The sequence below is a fragment of the Chryseobacterium indologenes genome, assembly GCF_018362995.1.
GTDB classification, from domain to species: domain Bacteria; phylum Bacteroidota; class Bacteroidia; order Flavobacteriales; family Weeksellaceae; genus Chryseobacterium; species Chryseobacterium indologenes_G.
On sequence record NZ_CP074372.1, the window covers coordinates 3,665,246 to 3,680,274 of the forward strand.

Annotated in this window: 15 protein-coding genes; 4 read left to right on the forward strand and 11 right to left on the reverse strand. The window is 36.2% G+C overall.

Annotated elements, in window-relative coordinates; translation table 11 throughout:
* Nucleotides 1–36: 36 nt before the first annotated feature.
* From DYR29_RS16585 to DYR29_RS16610, 6 genes are all read right to left on the reverse strand, one after another.
* Nucleotides 37–798, reverse strand: coding sequence for a GntR family transcriptional regulator (locus tag DYR29_RS16585; RefSeq protein WP_213277742.1), 762 nt, complete (start codon nucleotides 796–798; stop codon nucleotides 37–39).
* 171 nt (nucleotides 799–969) lie between these two features.
* Entirely contained in the window at nucleotides 970–3,675 is a 2,706-nt protein-coding gene (locus DYR29_RS16590) for a TonB-dependent receptor domain-containing protein (RefSeq protein ID WP_213277743.1), read from the reverse strand.
* A 69-nt stretch (nucleotides 3,676–3,744) separates the two neighbouring features.
* Nucleotides 3,745–4,107, reverse strand: a complete 363-nt coding sequence (locus tag DYR29_RS16595) for a hypothetical protein (protein ID WP_052186342.1) — start codon at nucleotides 4,105–4,107, stop codon at nucleotides 3,745–3,747.
* 19 nt (nucleotides 4,108–4,126) lie between these two features.
* Entirely contained in the window at nucleotides 4,127–4,768 is a 642-nt protein-coding gene (locus DYR29_RS16600) for a hypothetical protein (RefSeq protein WP_213277744.1), read from the reverse strand.
* A 72-nt stretch (nucleotides 4,769–4,840) separates the two neighbouring features.
* A complete protein-coding gene (locus DYR29_RS16605) occupies nucleotides 4,841–5,527 on the reverse strand; it encodes a response regulator transcription factor (RefSeq protein ID WP_002982671.1) in 687 nt (228 codons plus the stop codon).
* A gap of 162 nt (nucleotides 5,528–5,689) precedes the next feature.
* Nucleotides 5,690–7,234 carry a sensor histidine kinase gene (locus tag DYR29_RS16610; RefSeq protein ID WP_213277745.1) on the reverse strand — a complete coding sequence of 515 codons (1,545 nt, stop codon included), beginning with the start codon at nucleotides 7,232–7,234 and terminating at the stop codon, nucleotides 5,690–5,692.
* 201 nt (nucleotides 7,235–7,435) lie between these two features.
* Between DYR29_RS16610 and DYR29_RS16615 the strand changes: the two genes are divergently transcribed.
* Entirely contained in the window at nucleotides 7,436–7,927 is a 492-nt protein-coding gene (locus DYR29_RS16615) for an SRPBCC family protein (protein WP_213277746.1), read from the forward strand.
* A gap of 110 nt (nucleotides 7,928–8,037) precedes the next feature.
* Here DYR29_RS16615 and DYR29_RS16620 read toward each other — a convergent pair whose 3' ends face one another.
* From DYR29_RS16620 to DYR29_RS16640, 5 genes are all read right to left on the reverse strand, one after another.
* The gene (locus tag DYR29_RS16620; RefSeq protein WP_047422243.1) at nucleotides 8,038–8,379 is read right to left on the reverse strand and encodes a hypothetical protein; all 342 of its coding nucleotides are present in this window, start codon (nucleotides 8,377–8,379) and stop codon (nucleotides 8,038–8,040) included.
* A gap of 111 nt (nucleotides 8,380–8,490) precedes the next feature.
* Nucleotides 8,491–8,781, reverse strand: a complete 291-nt coding sequence (locus tag DYR29_RS16625; RefSeq protein ID WP_249413523.1) for a four helix bundle protein — start codon at nucleotides 8,779–8,781, stop codon at nucleotides 8,491–8,493.
* A gap of 7 nt (nucleotides 8,782–8,788) precedes the next feature.
* Nucleotides 8,789–10,834 carry a S9 family peptidase gene (locus tag DYR29_RS16630; RefSeq protein ID WP_213277747.1) on the reverse strand — a complete coding sequence of 682 codons (2,046 nt, stop codon included), beginning with the start codon at nucleotides 10,832–10,834 and terminating at the stop codon, nucleotides 8,789–8,791.
* Between the two features lie 171 nt (nucleotides 10,835–11,005).
* Nucleotides 11,006–11,746, reverse strand: a complete 741-nt coding sequence (locus tag DYR29_RS16635) for a uroporphyrinogen-III synthase (protein WP_149834373.1) — start codon at nucleotides 11,744–11,746, stop codon at nucleotides 11,006–11,008.
* A gap of 12 nt (nucleotides 11,747–11,758) precedes the next feature.
* Entirely contained in the window at nucleotides 11,759–12,328 is a 570-nt protein-coding gene (locus DYR29_RS16640; protein WP_342213422.1) for a DUF4271 domain-containing protein, read from the reverse strand.
* 341 nt (nucleotides 12,329–12,669) lie between these two features.
* Here DYR29_RS16640 and DYR29_RS16645 point away from each other — a divergent pair, with 341 nt between their 5' ends.
* The 3 genes from DYR29_RS16645 (at nucleotide 12,670) to tgt (ending at nucleotide 15,029) form a co-directional block, all read left to right on the forward strand.
* Entirely contained in the window at nucleotides 12,670–13,386 is a 717-nt protein-coding gene (locus DYR29_RS16645) for a polyprenol monophosphomannose synthase (RefSeq protein WP_047422245.1), read from the forward strand.
* Between the two features lie 79 nt (nucleotides 13,387–13,465).
* Nucleotides 13,466–13,834, forward strand: coding sequence for a DUF4296 domain-containing protein (locus DYR29_RS16650; RefSeq protein WP_213277748.1), 369 nt, complete (start codon nucleotides 13,466–13,468; stop codon nucleotides 13,832–13,834).
* A gap of 64 nt (nucleotides 13,835–13,898) precedes the next feature.
* Nucleotides 13,899–15,029, forward strand: coding sequence for a tRNA guanosine(34) transglycosylase Tgt (gene tgt, locus DYR29_RS16655; protein WP_142717246.1), 1,131 nt, complete (start codon nucleotides 13,899–13,901; stop codon nucleotides 15,027–15,029).

Below are 15,029 nucleotides of genomic sequence, written 5' to 3' on the forward strand. Positions count from 1 at the left end.
TAGAATGTTTGAACATATTGATTGTTAAAAAAAGAATTAACTTCCCGGAGATTTGTTAATATCTATGGTATACGTAAATTTATCCGAACGGTAATACCCTACATTATATTCTACAGGTTTACCATTGATATCGTACACAAAACGTTCACGTTTCAAAACAGGAAAAGAAGCAGATACTTTCAGTTTTTTTCCTATTACAGAACCAGCCTGGCAGGCACTTATATTTTCGCGGGAACGATGTACGGTTACTCCATGATTTTCCTGCAGCATACTGTATAACGGCATATTGAAGTCATCATTTTTATCAACCCCGATTCTTGGGTGGAAGTAGCTTTCAAAATAAACAATCGGATCTCCTGAGCTTTCTCCCTTTAACTTTGAAAGTTTAAATATTTTTTTATCCGGCGCACAAAGAAAGAAATTGCATATCTCTTCATTGGGCTGCACCATCGTTGTTTTCAGCAACTGATTGATGACATGGATTCCTTTTGCCTGCATTTCCCTGGTAAAGCTGTACCAATGATCCAGACCAGTTACCAGACTTTTCTTTTCAGCAACACGGGTTCCGATCCCTTTTTTACGAAGGATCAAACCTTCATTCTCAAGCTTGTTAGTCGCCTGACGGATGGTGTTCCTGGAAACTCCCCACAGATTGGCAAGATCAACTTCTTTAGGTAATAAAGCCCCTTTTTTATAAACCTCCATTTGGATAAGTTTACGGAAAAGATCCTCTACCTGTACATGCAGAGGGAGTTTGCTGTTATGATCAATTGTAAAATCCTGATTAGGTATGTTCATACATATAAGAAAGTGTAAATATAGTATTTTTTTGATTTGATGATGATTTTTTTTAATAAAAATGAAAAAACAGTATCAATCTGATACTGTTTTCTACTATTTAAAAGATCTGATGTGAACTTTATTGGTTGCATAAGCCTATAAGAGGCTTTGTTTCTTCTGTTCAGGGATTTAAAACGTCACATCCAGTCCCACATAGAAGTTCGCCTTCATGATCGGGGCATACACCATTCCTCCATCAAAATAATTCCCGAAAGGATTTTTAAAATCAACAATCGCATTTTTCTGATAATAAGAAGTCAGGTTTTCTCCACCTACGTAAGCTCTGATCTTTTTATTGAAGTTTCTTGAAATCTGAGCATTAAGAACCGCATAAGATTCCGAATACGCTGGCAACTGAAATTCTGCCGGATTACCTGAAGTATCAGGAAGTCTCTGTTTTCCCACCCAGTTTAATGTCGTATCAAAACTCCAGAATCCTCCATTGTTATTTTTATTGGTAGAATAGGCTAGATTCACAAATCCTCTGTGCTTTGCCATGAAAGGTACTTCTCTTCTTCCGCCAATATAATCTGCCTGTACATCATAATACTTATAAGCAAGTCTTACATCAAAGTTTTTGAAAGGAGTGAAATCCCACTGAGTCTGGAATGAGTTTGCAAACGATTTTCCTTCCAGATTGTAGAATGTCAGCTGCTGAGGAGATTTGTCAAGATCTACCAATACCTGATCCTGGAAATCTGTTCTGAAGAAATCAGCAATAATACTCGATTTTCTTCCGAATAATTTGAATTCCTGCTGTAAACTTGCACCGTAATTCCATGCGATTTCAGGTTTTAAGCCATAAATATTTCCTCCGTTGGATAAAATGTTAATGGCTCTGTTTGATGCAAAATACTGCTGGCTTTCTGCAAATACATTCGCTGTTCTGAATCCTCTTCCTGCTGACAATCTTAAAATAGTCTGAGGCGTGAAATCATACTTGAAGTTTAGCCTTGGGGTAAACTGAGTTCCTGCAAGATTATGGAAATCCACTCTGGTTCCTGCTACTAAAGTATATTTTAAACCTGTTAAAGTATACTCAGCAAAGATTCCCGGTACAATTTCATTTCTTTTCAGGTCATTCAATAAATAGGTTTCCTTATAACCGTCATATAAGAAACTTGCTCCAGCTTTGTACTTATGATTGGTATTCCCGATAATGCTTTCAAAGATTAAATTGGAATAATACGTGTGCTGCTGTCCCGCATAATTTCTCAGTCCGAAGAAACTATCCTGCTGGTGATACACATACTGGTTCATCCATCCGATGCTTTGGTATGGTTTTCCTTTAAAAACATATCCGGTCTTATTCCAAATCTGGAACCTTGAAATATCAATTCCTACTCCATAAAAAGGCTGTTTGTCCTGAGCCAGTTTTTTATCAAAACCAATTTGCCCTGCCGTTCTTTCATCTCTGATAAAATTAATTCCGAAGTGAGATCCGAATCCTGATTTTTCAAGATCATTATAATTCAACAAATAGGCAGCATTGATCTGGGTTCCTTTCGGCCTGTCCAGAAAACCGTCATCATTCATATCCGTATTCCCGAAAGTTCCGTTTCCGTGAAGAAGGAAAGTTTGTGACCATTTATCGTTGATAGAAGAAACATTGGTAATATTCACTTCCGCTCTTCCATTGAAGTCAGAAAAAAGGTTCAGTGAAGTTTCCGGAGTTTTTGCATTCTTCAAAAGTTCGGTATTAATCTGGCCTGTGATGCTTTCGTAACCATTCGTTACAGTACTTCCTCCCTTAGTAAGCTGGATACTTTCGATCCATCTTCCCGGAATGAAATTTAATCCATACGCAGAAGCCAAACCTCTGATTTCGGGCAATTGTTCTTTTGTTAAGCTTGTATATTTCTGATCCAGACCGAGCATTTTCAGCTGTTTTGTTCCGGTTACAGCGTTGCTGAAAGAAACATCAACTGTTGCATTGGTTTCAAAACTTTCTGACAGATTACAACAAGCTGCCTTTAAAAGTTCTTTTTTATCAATATTAAAAACAAGACCAGCTTCTTTCTTGCTTAAAGAAGTTGCTGCTTTAGAACCTGTTACCACTACACCATCAATGTTTTTTTCATGTTGGGAATGGTCTTCTTTAGCTGGTGAAGTCTCGTGGTCTTTATGATCTCCTGGTTTTGTTTCTTCTTCGTAATGTGTCTTTGGATTGGCTTCACCAAAAGTAAAATCTCTGTCATACAGGCAGCATCCCGGAAGGGCGTTGTATGTTGCATCCGAAGTTTTATATTTTTCATTATCATGACCAGCATCGGCAATCGCTTTTAAGATCTTATCTGCTGAAGTTTTTGACGGGTCAAAATTTAAAGTAACAGTTTGCTTTTCTGCATTCCATTCTGCGGTATCTGCACCTGCACCTTTTGAAGCCTCTTCAATTCTTGCCTTACAGGAAGCACAGTTTCCCCTAACATAGAATTCATTTTCTTTTTTATCAGAAGCATTGGTATTTGCATGATGTTCGTGATGGGTTTCCGCCGGGGATGACTGTAGATCTCTGTTATACAGACAACATCCCGGAAGGCTATTGTAAACTGCATCTGAAGCTTTGAATTTTTCATTATCATGGCCTGCTTCAGCCACTTTTTGAAGAATATCATCTGCAGATACCTTGTCTGTTTCTAAAGTTAAGGTTTGAAGATCAACACAATAGACAGCTGTTTTTGCCCCTGCTTTTTTGGCAGCACCTTCAATTCTTGTTTTGCACATTTCGCAGTTCCCTTTTACCTTGAACTGATTTTTTGAAAGTGTCTGAGCAGATATAAATTGTGTAAATAGGAATAATGCACCAAGTATCAACCTGGAAATTGGTAATTTCATTTTGTTTAAAAGTTTAAATTAATTAAAAATCAGTTCATTATAGACTATAATGAACCCATGGTGTTTTAATTAACCTATCTTAGGTGGCTGCCAGATTTCCTTTAAACGGTCTGAAAGATAAGGATCTGAATATCGGAACTGAGCATTCTTATTCGCTTTGTAATAAGACAGTTCCAGACGTAGATTTTTTGAGAAAGGAGTTTCAATAAAAGTATAGCAGGCAACACATGATGAGCAGCAGTCATCATTACATGATTTTGTTTTGTCATGTTTGCTGTCTTTTTTTGAAGAATGGTTTTTGCAGCAGTCAGTTTTTTTAGAAGATTCTGCTTTACAGCATGTTTCCTGCATTGCCTGCGCATAGAAATTGTCCTTGGGAATTAAAAAAACTCCCAGGCAAAATACAATTGCAAGTAGGTGAAACAGCTTCATATCTGCAAAAATAAGAAATTTATGGCAAAGGATCACCAACTTTTAGAGAACAGCTGTGCCAAGGTTCTCCGTGTGCAGGGTTTAGCTTGGGTTTTTCTCCCATCGCCAGATTCTGTGTTGCCGGTGCTGGAGCAGGAGTTGTCTGTACTACATTTTGGGCTGGTTGAGGAGCTGGTGCAGGTTTGCTGTTTAATGGCTGTCCTACCGGAATATCACATCGGTGACCAGGCTGTCCGTGTGGAGGGTTCATCCCCGGAGCTGTTTTTGCCAGTTTTCCGTTATTATCAAGAGTAATTTTTCCCGGGGATACTGCATTAGGATCAATCTGAACAATATTATTTCCGTTTGTATTTATATTTTGTGAAGTAGGAGCTGCAGCATGTTTGCTGTTCAGCGGTTGTCCTACCGGAATGTCGCATCGGTGGCCAGGTTGTCCGTGTGGAGGATTCATTCCCGGTGCTGTAGCCATAGGAGCAGGATTGGGGCTGGATTGGATGCCTGCCTGATCCATTAGTGATGTTTTTGAGGGTGTATTAAGGGCAACGCTGGGCTGTCCGGCATTGGCTTCTTCTTTTAAATAAGTTGCTTTTTCATCCTTTTTGCAAGATGCAGCTAATAGTGATACGGCGATCAAACCTATAAATGTATTCTTCATATCCATGGGTATGAAACAAAATTAGCAAAACATTTTCAATTGTTTTGCTAATTCTATACTTATAATTTGATTTTTGGATTAATTTTTTACCAAAAGTCTAAACCCTTCTCCGTGAACGTTGATGATTTCCAATCCTTCGTCGTCTTTTAAGAGCTTACGAAGTTTTGCAATATATACGTCCATACTTCTTGCTGTAAAGTAATTTTCTTTTTTCCAGATCTTTCTTAAAGCAAGATCTCTAGGCATGAAATCGTTTCTGTGGATACACAGAAGTTTCAATAATTCATTTTCTTTAGGAGAAAGTTTGTATTCTTTATCACCTACTTTCAACTGTCTCAGCATAGAGTCAAAGAAAATATTACTGATTTTAAACTGCTCCTGCTCCTCATTTTCCAATGTAGAACTTCTCTGAAGAATTGCTTTTATTTTGTATAAAAGAAGTTCAGTATCAAAAGGTTTTGTAATATAATCATCCGCTCCCAACTGGTATCCTTTCAAAATATCTTCTCTCATATTTCTTGCCGTAAGAAATATGATCGGTGTATTTTTATCAATCTTTTTTACATCTTCAGCCAATGAAAACCCGTCTTTTTTAGGCATCATTACGTCAAATATGCAGATGTCGAATTCATTTTCTGTAAATTCTTTAAGTCCCTGCTCCCCATCAGTGGCAAGTGTTACTTCAAAATTATTGATCGTCAAATAATCTTTAAGTACTGCCCCGAAACTCTGATCGTCCTCTACTAATAATATTCTGTTGCTCATAACTTTTAATAATTAATAATTAACAATTAAGAATGAACTTCCTCACTCTATCTTCTATATTTTGATATTTGGTTAAACTTTTTATAATTGATAAATGATCATTGATAGTTGATGTGAAGTAAGTTTTTTATCATCTATAACTGATCATTCATCATTTGTATTTTATCCCATTGGCAGTTTTATCGTAAACGTACTTCCATTTCCTTTATGAGAGTCAACGATAATCTGTCCTTTGTGTAGTTCTACAATTTTCTTCACATAGGAAAGACCTAATCCTTGTCCTTTTACGTTGTGAATATTTCCGGTTTCTTCCCTGAAGAATTTTTCGAAAATTTTGGTTTTATTCTGAGTATCCATTCCCATTCCCTTATCGGAAATTTCAATGATATACCAGTGTCCTTCATTTCTTGTTTCCACATGTATTTCCGGTGCTTCAGGAGAATATTTATTGGCATTATCCAGCAAGTTGACCAGCATGTTTGAAATGTGGAATTCGTCTATTTTAAAATTATAATGTGTGGCGTTGAATTTCTGGGTAAGCGAACCGTTTCTTTGCTGTACAATCAGATTGAAAGATTCTGTAGTCCTTTTGATCAATTCCCTTACATTGGTTTCTTTTAAAAACAGTTCTACTTCATTTCTTTCAAGTTTGGACATATTAAGCACGTTTTCCACCTGCTTTTTCATTCTCAAATTCTCCTGCTTGATCAGTTCCGAGTAATATTTTACCTTATCCGGATTGGTGGCAATTTTGTCATTTGCCAAAGAATCCGTTGCTACAGAAATGGTTGCCAGTGGTGTTTTGAACTCATGAGACATGTTATTGATGAAGTCTGTTTTTACTTCAGCAAGCTTTTTCTGCCTCATCATATAATTGATGGAAATAATATAAATTCCAAGAATAGTAAGAAGGGAAAGAAAAGTTCCTAAAAGCATTGGCCAGTTATTCATCGCCAGTGAGTATTCTTTTTTAGGGAAAACCAATGCGAGGCTGTACAGGGTATTTTTTTTATCTGCAAAAAGTGGAAAGCTGTAAATGTTACTGTCTTTTTTCTCTTTGTAAGCTTTATTCACAATGCTTGTAAGCTTGTTGTTGCGGTCAAGAACTCCATATCCGAATTTGGCAGATATTCCTCTTATTTTAAGTTCTTTAGCGATCACGGAATCAAGCGTTTTCGGATCCACTCTTTTGGTGATAGGGAGATTATTGCCATATACTTTCACAAATTCTTTCATGGAGTAATCTCCGGTTTCAATCTCCTGATTGATATCTGTGGTAAGAAGTTCACGATTGGTGGTATCTCTTTTTATTTTATAGGCTGCCTCGTCTGTATATAATGTTGTCAGCTTGATAGAATCTCCTTTTTGAGAAATCGGAAGCTGTGTTTTTTCAATAATATTTTTGGAGTAAATAATCTGTCTCTGAGTACCGGAATCTTCAACCTGTTGAATAGTCGTTAAAGAAGGCTGTTTGCTGTTCGCAAGAATATTTTTTCTGAAATCCTTATAATCCTGATTCAGGTATTTGTCGGCTTCAATCTCTTCAATACTTTTTGAAGTACTTTCCAAAACTGCATACACTTTATTTGAAAAATCCTGTTCCAGTACACCGTAATAGCCTTTCAACCAATAAAATTGGAGCGTCACAAAGACAATCAGTGAGATCGTCATAAACACTGAAATTATTGGGATGAATTTGTTATTCATTATTTAATTATATATGTTTTGGAAAAATGAATGTTAAAATTAATTGTTTTAAGACTACATGAACAAAAAACGAGCCAAATAATTGTTTTATTTTTCTTAAAAGAGTGTTTTTTAACAATTATTTATGAATTATCTTTTACTTGTCATATGAAAAGTCCCTTTCAATAAATAAAGTGCTAACTTTATTAAAAATAAAAATATATGGAATCTAATATCATTTTCAACAAAGATTTTGATGCAGCCTCTATTTATGTCATGAAAATCTATAAGGCTGATGTTTCAACAGTATGGGATCACTTTACCAAATCCGAATTATTGGATCAATGGTGGGGACCTAAACCCTGGAGATGTGAAACGGTAAAACAGGATTTCAGAGAAGGTGGAATCTGGATGTACTCAATGATAGGACCAAACGGTGAAAAAGGGCCTATGTATGCTCAGTCTCAGTATGGCGAAATTACGGAACACAGAAGCCTTGACTGGATGAGTGCTTTTTGTGATGAAAATGGGAAGATCAATGAAGATTTTCCAAGGTCAAAATGGCTGCTTGGTTTTACCGGAGTAGAAGAGGGAACCAAAGTGACGATCAATATCCATTATCATTCCCCGGATGTCATGAAAAAAATCCTGGATATGGGATTTGAAGAAGGCTTTACTATGGGACTCAGTCAACTTGAAGAACTGATTGGATAAAATTTGAAAATGTATAGAATACAGTTATTTATAAAAAAGAGGGTTTTCCATGGAAAACCCTCTTCTTATTTATCAGAATTTATTAACTTCTTACTTCTTTTTTCCAGCTTTTACAAAAGCTCTTCTTCCTGGAAGTAGTGAATAATTGCCTTTTTCATAAGCAAGCTCTGCTCATTGGGCTTTAATTCCGGAAGGTCTTCAAGTTTGTCAAACTGAGGCCATCCGTCTTCATAATGTGTGAATTTATAATAGCCAAAAGGCTCAAGCAATCTGCACACAGCAATATGAATCAGGTTTACCTTGTCTTCTTTAGTATATTTTTGCTGGCCGCTTCCCAGCTCCTGTAACCCGATCAAAAATAAAAGGGTTTCGATGGGCGGATTCTTCTCAGTCTGGAAATTGTCTTCGAAGAACTGTTCTATTTTTTTCCAATATTCGGACTCGTTGATCATAATTTGATAAATAATAAGTGATGATTGATAAATGATAAAGTCATTCCCTTAGCATTTTTCTGTACGAAGAAGTTACTTTCAATATTTCTTCAGTGTTTGTTTTTATATCTGTTAAAATTGTTTTTTGAACATATTCCAGTTCTCCAACATTTCAAGCCAAAATAAAGTTTCATCAGTTTCCTCTATCACTATGGATATTTTAGAAAATCTTTCAGCTTTTGATCTTGCTCTACACATGGCTCTGTAATTGGCTGCCATGGATGTAGAAGATCTGTATATTTGCTTTCTGATAACTGAAAACGCTTCGTTATAGGGCTGTTTAGATAATTCCTTAATAATAGTGACGGCTAGCTGCTTTGTTTTAGAAGCAAAAATTGTGTTATAATCAGGGCTATCCATCATTGATCATTTATGAATTATCATTTATTTTCAACAGAAATGCATATTCTAATGCGTCTTCTTTCAGAGATTCAAATCTTCCGCTTGCTCCTCCGTGTCCGGAACTCATGTCGGTTTTAAAGACTAAAATATTATTGTCTGTCTTTAGTTCTCTAAGTTTTGCCGTCCATTTGGCAGGTTCCCAATACTGCACCTGTGAATCGTGGAATCCTGTAGTGATCAGCATATGGGGATAATCTTTAGCTTCTACATTATCATATGGAGAATAGTCTTTCATATAATGGTAGTATTCTTCATCATTTGGATTTCCCCATTCATCATATTCTCCGGTAGTTAAAGGAATCGTATCATCCAGCATTGTGGAAACAACGTCTACGAAAGGAACCTGTGCTACAATTCCGTTGAATAACTGAGGTTCGTAATTGACCACAGCACCTACCAACAGACCTCCGGCACTTCCTCCCATCGCGTACATATGTCTCGATGAAGTATAATTTTCTTTGATTAAATGTTTCCCTGCATCTATAAAATCAAAGAATGTATTTTTCTTGAATAACATTTTTCCATCTTCATACCATTCCCTTCCCAGGTATTCACCACCACGGATGTGAGCAATAGCATAAATAAAGCCTCTGTCCAGAATAGATAATCTTACATTGGAAAAGCTGGCGTCAACCGTATGTCCATAACTTCCATATCCATACAGAAGAAGTGGAGTATCAGCCGATTTTTTGGTGTTTTTATGATATACTAATGAAATAGGAACTTTTGTTTTTCCATCTCTGGAGTCTGCCCATATTCTTTCTGAAATATAATTTTCAGGAACAAATTTTCCACCCAATACTTCCTGTTGTTTCAGGAGCTTTGTGGTTTTGTCTTTCATATTATATTCGTAAGTGGAACTAGGTTGTGTGAGAGAGGTATAACCGTAACGTAAAATTTCTGTATCAAATTCCAGATTAATTCCGATATAAGCTGTATAAGTAGGATCGAAGAATGGTAAATAATAAGATTCCTGCGTCTTCTCATCAATAATTTTGATCTGAAGCAATCCTCTTTCTCTTTCCTCAAGAACCAGATAATCTTTGAAAATTTCAAAGCCCTCTAACAAAACTTCCGCACGGTGTGGAATGACATCTACCCAGTTTTCCATACTGCAGTTGTCAATCTTTGTTTTTACAATTTTAAAGTTGATGGCATCATCAGCATTGGTAATGATGTAGAATTCATCTTCGTAATGCTCTACTGAATATTCAAGATCGTCTATTCTTGGCTGTATTACTGTCCATTCCGCAAATACATTGTCAGAAGGGATAAAACGGTGTTCATCAGAAATAGTGCTTGAACTTGCAATGAAAATATATTGTAAAGATTTTGTCTTAAATACGTTCACGTCAAAAGTGTCATCCTTTTCATGAAAGATAAGTGCGTCTTCTGAGGAATCAGTTCCTAATTGATGTCTGTATACCTGAAATGCACGGAGACTCTTGTCTTTTCTAATGTAAAAAACATGCTGGTTGTCATTTGCCCAAACTGCTTTTCCTGTTGTATTTGGAATAGTGTCCGGTAAAATTTCTCCTGTCTTTAAATTTTTGAAGTTAAGCGTATAAATTCTTCTTCCTACGTCATCAGAAGAGAAAGAAGCCAGTTCATTACCAGGGCTCACGGCTACACTTCCTACTTCAAAAAATTCTTTGCCTTCCGCCAGAATATTAACATCAAGTACAATTTCCTCCTCGTTGTCAAGGCTTTTGTGCTTTCTGCAGAAAATAGGATATTCCTTACCTTCTTCATAACGTACAATATACCAGTATTCGTTAAAGAAATAAGGCAGAGATTCATCATCCTTTTTATAACGGGCTTTCATCTCTTCAAAAAGCTCTTCCTGAAGAGCTTCTGTATCTTTCATGATGAATTCTTCGTAGGCATTTTCTTCTTCAATATATTTGATGACTTCAGGGTTTTCCCTTTCATTCAGCCAAAAGTAATTATCAATCCTTTTATCGCCGTGGGTTTCTAATATTTTTTCTATTTTTTTTGCCTGTGGAGCTTTCATCCGGATATTTTGATTTTTTATTGAACAGAGTTTGTCTTTATACTTTCTTTCTGAAAGTAAGCAATTTATGCAGACGTCTCATTCAATGTTAATTTTCGTTCAAATTTAGGTAAAAAAAAACCATCTTTCCTTTATTGAAAAGATGGTTGATGGTATTTTTATAATTAAAGACTATTTATGAAGTGCTTTAATATACTTTTCAAGGGCCATTGTCATGGAAGGAGTCTCCTTCGTAGGTGCCATTAAATCTACTTTTAATCCAGCTTCTTCCGCAGCAGCCAGCGTCGTGTTTCCGAAAACTCCGATTTTGGTTTCATCCTGCTTGAAGTCAGGGAAATTTTGTTGTAGAGATTTGATTCCCTGCGGACTGAAGAAGATCAACATGTCATAATCTTTAATGTTGATATCGGTAAGGTCGCTGCATACCGTACGGTACATGATTGCTCTTGTCCAGTCTGCATTAGATGCATCCATGGTTTTCACAATATCCGGGCTTAAAACATCTGAAGATGGCAGCAGATATTTTTCAGTTGGGAATTTTTTGAAAAGAGGAAGCAGGTCTGAGAAATTTTTCTCCCCAAAGCTGATTTTTCTTTTTCTGTACACAATATGCTTTTGAAGGTAGTTGGCAATTGCTTCCGACTGGCAGATATATCTCATTGTATCCGGAACGGCAAAACGAAGTTCTTCCGCAAGTCTGAAGTAATGGTCAATCGCATTTTTACTGGTAAAAATAATACCGGTATACTGCGTCAGATCTATTTTCTGTGTTCTGAGCTCTTTATTGTCAACCCCTTCGACGTGGATAAATGGACGGAAATCAATCTTTATTTTTTCCTTCTTCGCTATATCCAAATATGGAGAAGACTCACTAGGCGCTGGTTGAGAAACCAATATAGACTTTATTCTCATCATTGACATTTATTAAAAAAATAACAACTTCCAAAGCAATAATAATGGTGCGATTTGGAGGGTGCAAATATACAAAAATTTATAATACCATTTTTCGGGAAGAATCTTGTTCTTGTGAAATAAATAGAAAAAAACTTTGAAAATGAATACAAAAGAAAAGAAACACAAATAATACAAGAACATTTTATTTCTGTCGATAGGGAAGTAATAATGGGCTACACAAAGAATTATTAACAAAAATGTAAGGATAAAATAAAATTTTGTGGAGGTAAAATAAAAAATAGTCCATTTTTTTCCGTCCCCTATACTTTGATAAAATAAAAAACCAAATGTTGATTTTATTAAATAAAAAAACAGCACAGCCAGCAAAGTATACCCAAATTTATTAAGCTGATACCCAAAAAGCTGAAGATCGGCAATATATTTCGGTACAACAGGAATATATTGCGAGATCAGAACAGATAAAGTGAGGGTTGTCACACAGGAAGTAATGATCCAGCTGGGAAGGTTGTTGCTGGCATCAAAATACTTTTGAAGCAGAAAATCCCTGAGACTGGCATCCCTTTCTATGACGTTCATCATAAAAACATATAAAAATATACAGCCCACGAGGATAAAGATTACCCAGTCATTATTCTCAGGTATTCTTACGTGATTGATGAAGTGTTGTGATGATGGCAAAATTTAAGCTTTTATTATTTATTATTTAACTTCTGATAGCATAATCCGGCACAGATTTTCCTGTCACCTGTTTCATGTATCCGCAGTTAAAATATTTGCTCTAATCGATTTTACGTATTGTCCAGATCTGTTGAATAAAAGTTTCTGTCTCATCCGCTTAATCCCCGAGAAATATTTTTGCAAAATTATAGATTATTTTGTATAAAATAAAAAGGTTAAATAAACTATCTTTGCAAACTGAAATGAAAAAACTCGTCATTATCCCCACATACAACGAAAAGGAAAATATTGAAAATATTATTTCCGCGGTTTTTGCATTGGAGGACGACTTTCATATCTTAGTTGTGGACGATACTTCCCCGGATGGAACAGCAGAGGTTGTAAAAGAACTGCAGAAGAAACATCCGCACTATTTACATCTGTCAATAAGACATGTGAAAGACGGGTTGGGAAAGGCATATATTCATGGATTTAAATGGGCTATCGAGAATAAATACGATTATATTTTTGAGATGGATGCCGATTTTTCCCATAATCCTAACGACCTGCCGAAGCTGTTTGAAGCATGTATGAATGCTGATATGGCCATCGGTTCCCGATACTCAAAAGGAGTGAATGTGGTGAACTGGCCCATGGGAAGAGTACTGCTTTCTTATTTTGCATCAAAATACGTAAGATTTGTATTAGGTCTTCCGATTCATGATACTACAGCAGGATTTGTCTGTTTTTCAAGAAAAGTGCTGGAAGAAATAGGATTGGATAATGTAAGATTGAAAGGCTATGGGTTTCAGATAGAAATGAAATTCAGAGCATTCAAAAAAGGCTTCAGAATTGTGGAAGTTCCTATTATATTTACCAACAGAATTTTAGGAGAAAGCAAAATGAACGGTGGAATTATTCATGAAGCGGTTTTTGGAGTACTAAACTTAAAGTGGAAATCAATCATCAATAGACTATGAGACAAAGCATAAACATTTTTCTGACAGAAGAAGTATATGTGAAGTTCCATAAGATCATAAAAAATAAAAAAATTAACTGATGAAAAAGCTGATCTTTATTTTCGTTTTGCTGGGCATGTTTTCGTGCAGCGATTATATCGATAAGCCTAAAAATCTGATCGATAAAGATGTGATGGCAGAAATCATTGCAGATCTTGCTATTAATGATCAGGCGATCTTTGTATATCCTGACAAAAATATGGAGGCCGGTACAAGAGCTGTCCTGAAGTCGCATAAAGTGAAATCTGAAGACTTTGTAGAAAGTTTCAAATACTATGTGATCAAAGAAGAAATGGATGGGATTACCAATGATGCACAGCAAATACTGTTGAAAAAAGATCCCAAAGCAGATAAATACATAAAGGATAAACTGAAACAGAACGCTGTTGTACCCCCTTTGGTGAGATAATGCAGACAAAGTTTCTAACCTGTAAGAAATCACTGATAACAAGGTGAATTAAAAAAGTAGAAAGATGAAATTTTTTAATATAGAAAAAACCTCTGAAGGAAAAGCAAGAGCAGGGGAGATTACCACAGATCACGGGAAGATTCAAACTCCTATTTTTATGCCTGTGGGAACTGTGGCAAGTGTAAAAACAGTTCATCAGAGAGAATTAAAAGAAGACATTAAAGCTCAGATTATTCTGGGGAATACTTACCATCTTTACCTTCGTCCGGGTATGGAGACAATGCAGGATGCAGGTGGTTTACATAAATTCATGAACTGGGACCTTCCTATTCTTACCGATTCAGGAGGTTTTCAGGTGTTTTCACTGGCGAGTAACAGAAAAATGACAGAAGAAGGAGCGAGATTTAAATCTCACATCGACGGAAGTTATCACATGTTCTCTCCGGAAAGATCAATGGAGATTCAAAGACAGATCGGAGCCGATATTTTCATGGCTTTTGACGAATGTACTCCTTATCCTTGCGATTATAACCAGGCAAAATCATCTATGGAGCTTACGCACCGTTGGCTGAAAAGATGTATTGAATGGACGAATGATAATCCTGAATTGTATGGGTATAAACAAAGACTTTTCCCAATTGTTCAGGGCTCTACTTATTCTGACCTCAGAAAAATTTCTGCAGAAGTTATTTCTGAAGCAGGTGCCGAAGGAAACGCCATCGGTGGACTTTCCGTTGGAGAGCCTGAAGAAGAAATGTACAGAATTACAGATGAAGTGACAGATATCCTTCCAAAAGAAAAACCAAGATATCTGATGGGAGTGGGAACTCCATGGAATATCCTTGAATCTATCGGATTAGGAATTGATATGATGGATTGTGTAATGCCAACAAGAAATGCAAGAAATGCAATGCTTTTCACATGGCAGGGGGTGATGAACCTTAAAAATGAAAAATGGAAGCGTGACTTTTCGCCTTTGGATGAATTTGGAACCAGTTTTGTAGATCGTGAATATTCAAAAGCGTATCTTCGCCACCTGTTTGTATCTAAAGAGTATCTGGCAAAACAGATTGCTTCGATTCATAATCTTGCATTCTATCTGGATCTGGTGAAAGTAGCCAGAGAACATATTATTGCCGGAGATTTCTACGAATGGAAAAACTCCATAGTGCCGGTTCTTAGACAAAGATTATAA

Bases quoted from the DNA above. Each gene is read 5' to 3' on its own strand.
- DYR29_RS16585 (WP_213277742.1), bottom strand. From the start codon at position 798: ATGAACATACCTAATCAGGATTTTACAATTGATCATAACAGCAAACTC.
- DYR29_RS16590 (WP_213277743.1), bottom strand. From the start codon at position 3,675: ATGAAATTACCAATTTCCAGGTTGATACTTGGTGCATTATTCCTATTT.
- DYR29_RS16595 (WP_052186342.1), bottom strand. From the start codon at position 4,107: ATGAAGCTGTTTCACCTACTTGCAATTGTATTTTGCCTGGGAGTTTTT.
- DYR29_RS16600 (WP_213277744.1), bottom strand. From the start codon at position 4,768: ATGGATATGAAGAATACATTTATAGGTTTGATCGCCGTATCACTATTA.
- DYR29_RS16605 (WP_002982671.1), bottom strand. From the start codon at position 5,527: ATGAGCAACAGAATATTATTAGTAGAGGACGATCAGAGTTTCGGGGCA.
- DYR29_RS16610 (WP_213277745.1), bottom strand. From the start codon at position 7,234: ATGAATAACAAATTCATCCCAATAATTTCAGTGTTTATGACGATCTCA.
- DYR29_RS16615 (WP_213277746.1), top strand. From the start codon at position 7,436: ATGGAATCTAATATCATTTTCAACAAAGATTTTGATGCAGCCTCTATT.
- DYR29_RS16620 (WP_047422243.1), bottom strand. From the start codon at position 8,379: ATGATCAACGAGTCCGAATATTGGAAAAAAATAGAACAGTTCTTCGAA.
- DYR29_RS16625 (WP_249413523.1), bottom strand. From the start codon at position 8,781: ATGATGGATAGCCCTGATTATAACACAATTTTTGCTTCTAAAACAAAG.
- DYR29_RS16630 (WP_213277747.1), bottom strand. From the start codon at position 10,834: ATGAAAGCTCCACAGGCAAAAAAAATAGAAAAAATATTAGAAACCCAC.
- DYR29_RS16635 (WP_149834373.1), bottom strand. From the start codon at position 11,746: ATGAGAATAAAGTCTATATTGGTTTCTCAACCAGCGCCTAGTGAGTCT.
- DYR29_RS16640 (WP_342213422.1), bottom strand. From the start codon at position 12,328: ATGATGAACGTCATAGAAAGGGATGCCAGTCTCAGGGATTTTCTGCTT.
- DYR29_RS16645 (WP_047422245.1), top strand. From the start codon at position 12,670: ATGAAAAAACTCGTCATTATCCCCACATACAACGAAAAGGAAAATATT.
- DYR29_RS16650 (WP_213277748.1), top strand. From the start codon at position 13,466: ATGAAAAAGCTGATCTTTATTTTCGTTTTGCTGGGCATGTTTTCGTGC.
- tgt (WP_142717246.1), top strand. From the start codon at position 13,899: ATGAAATTTTTTAATATAGAAAAAACCTCTGAAGGAAAAGCAAGAGCA.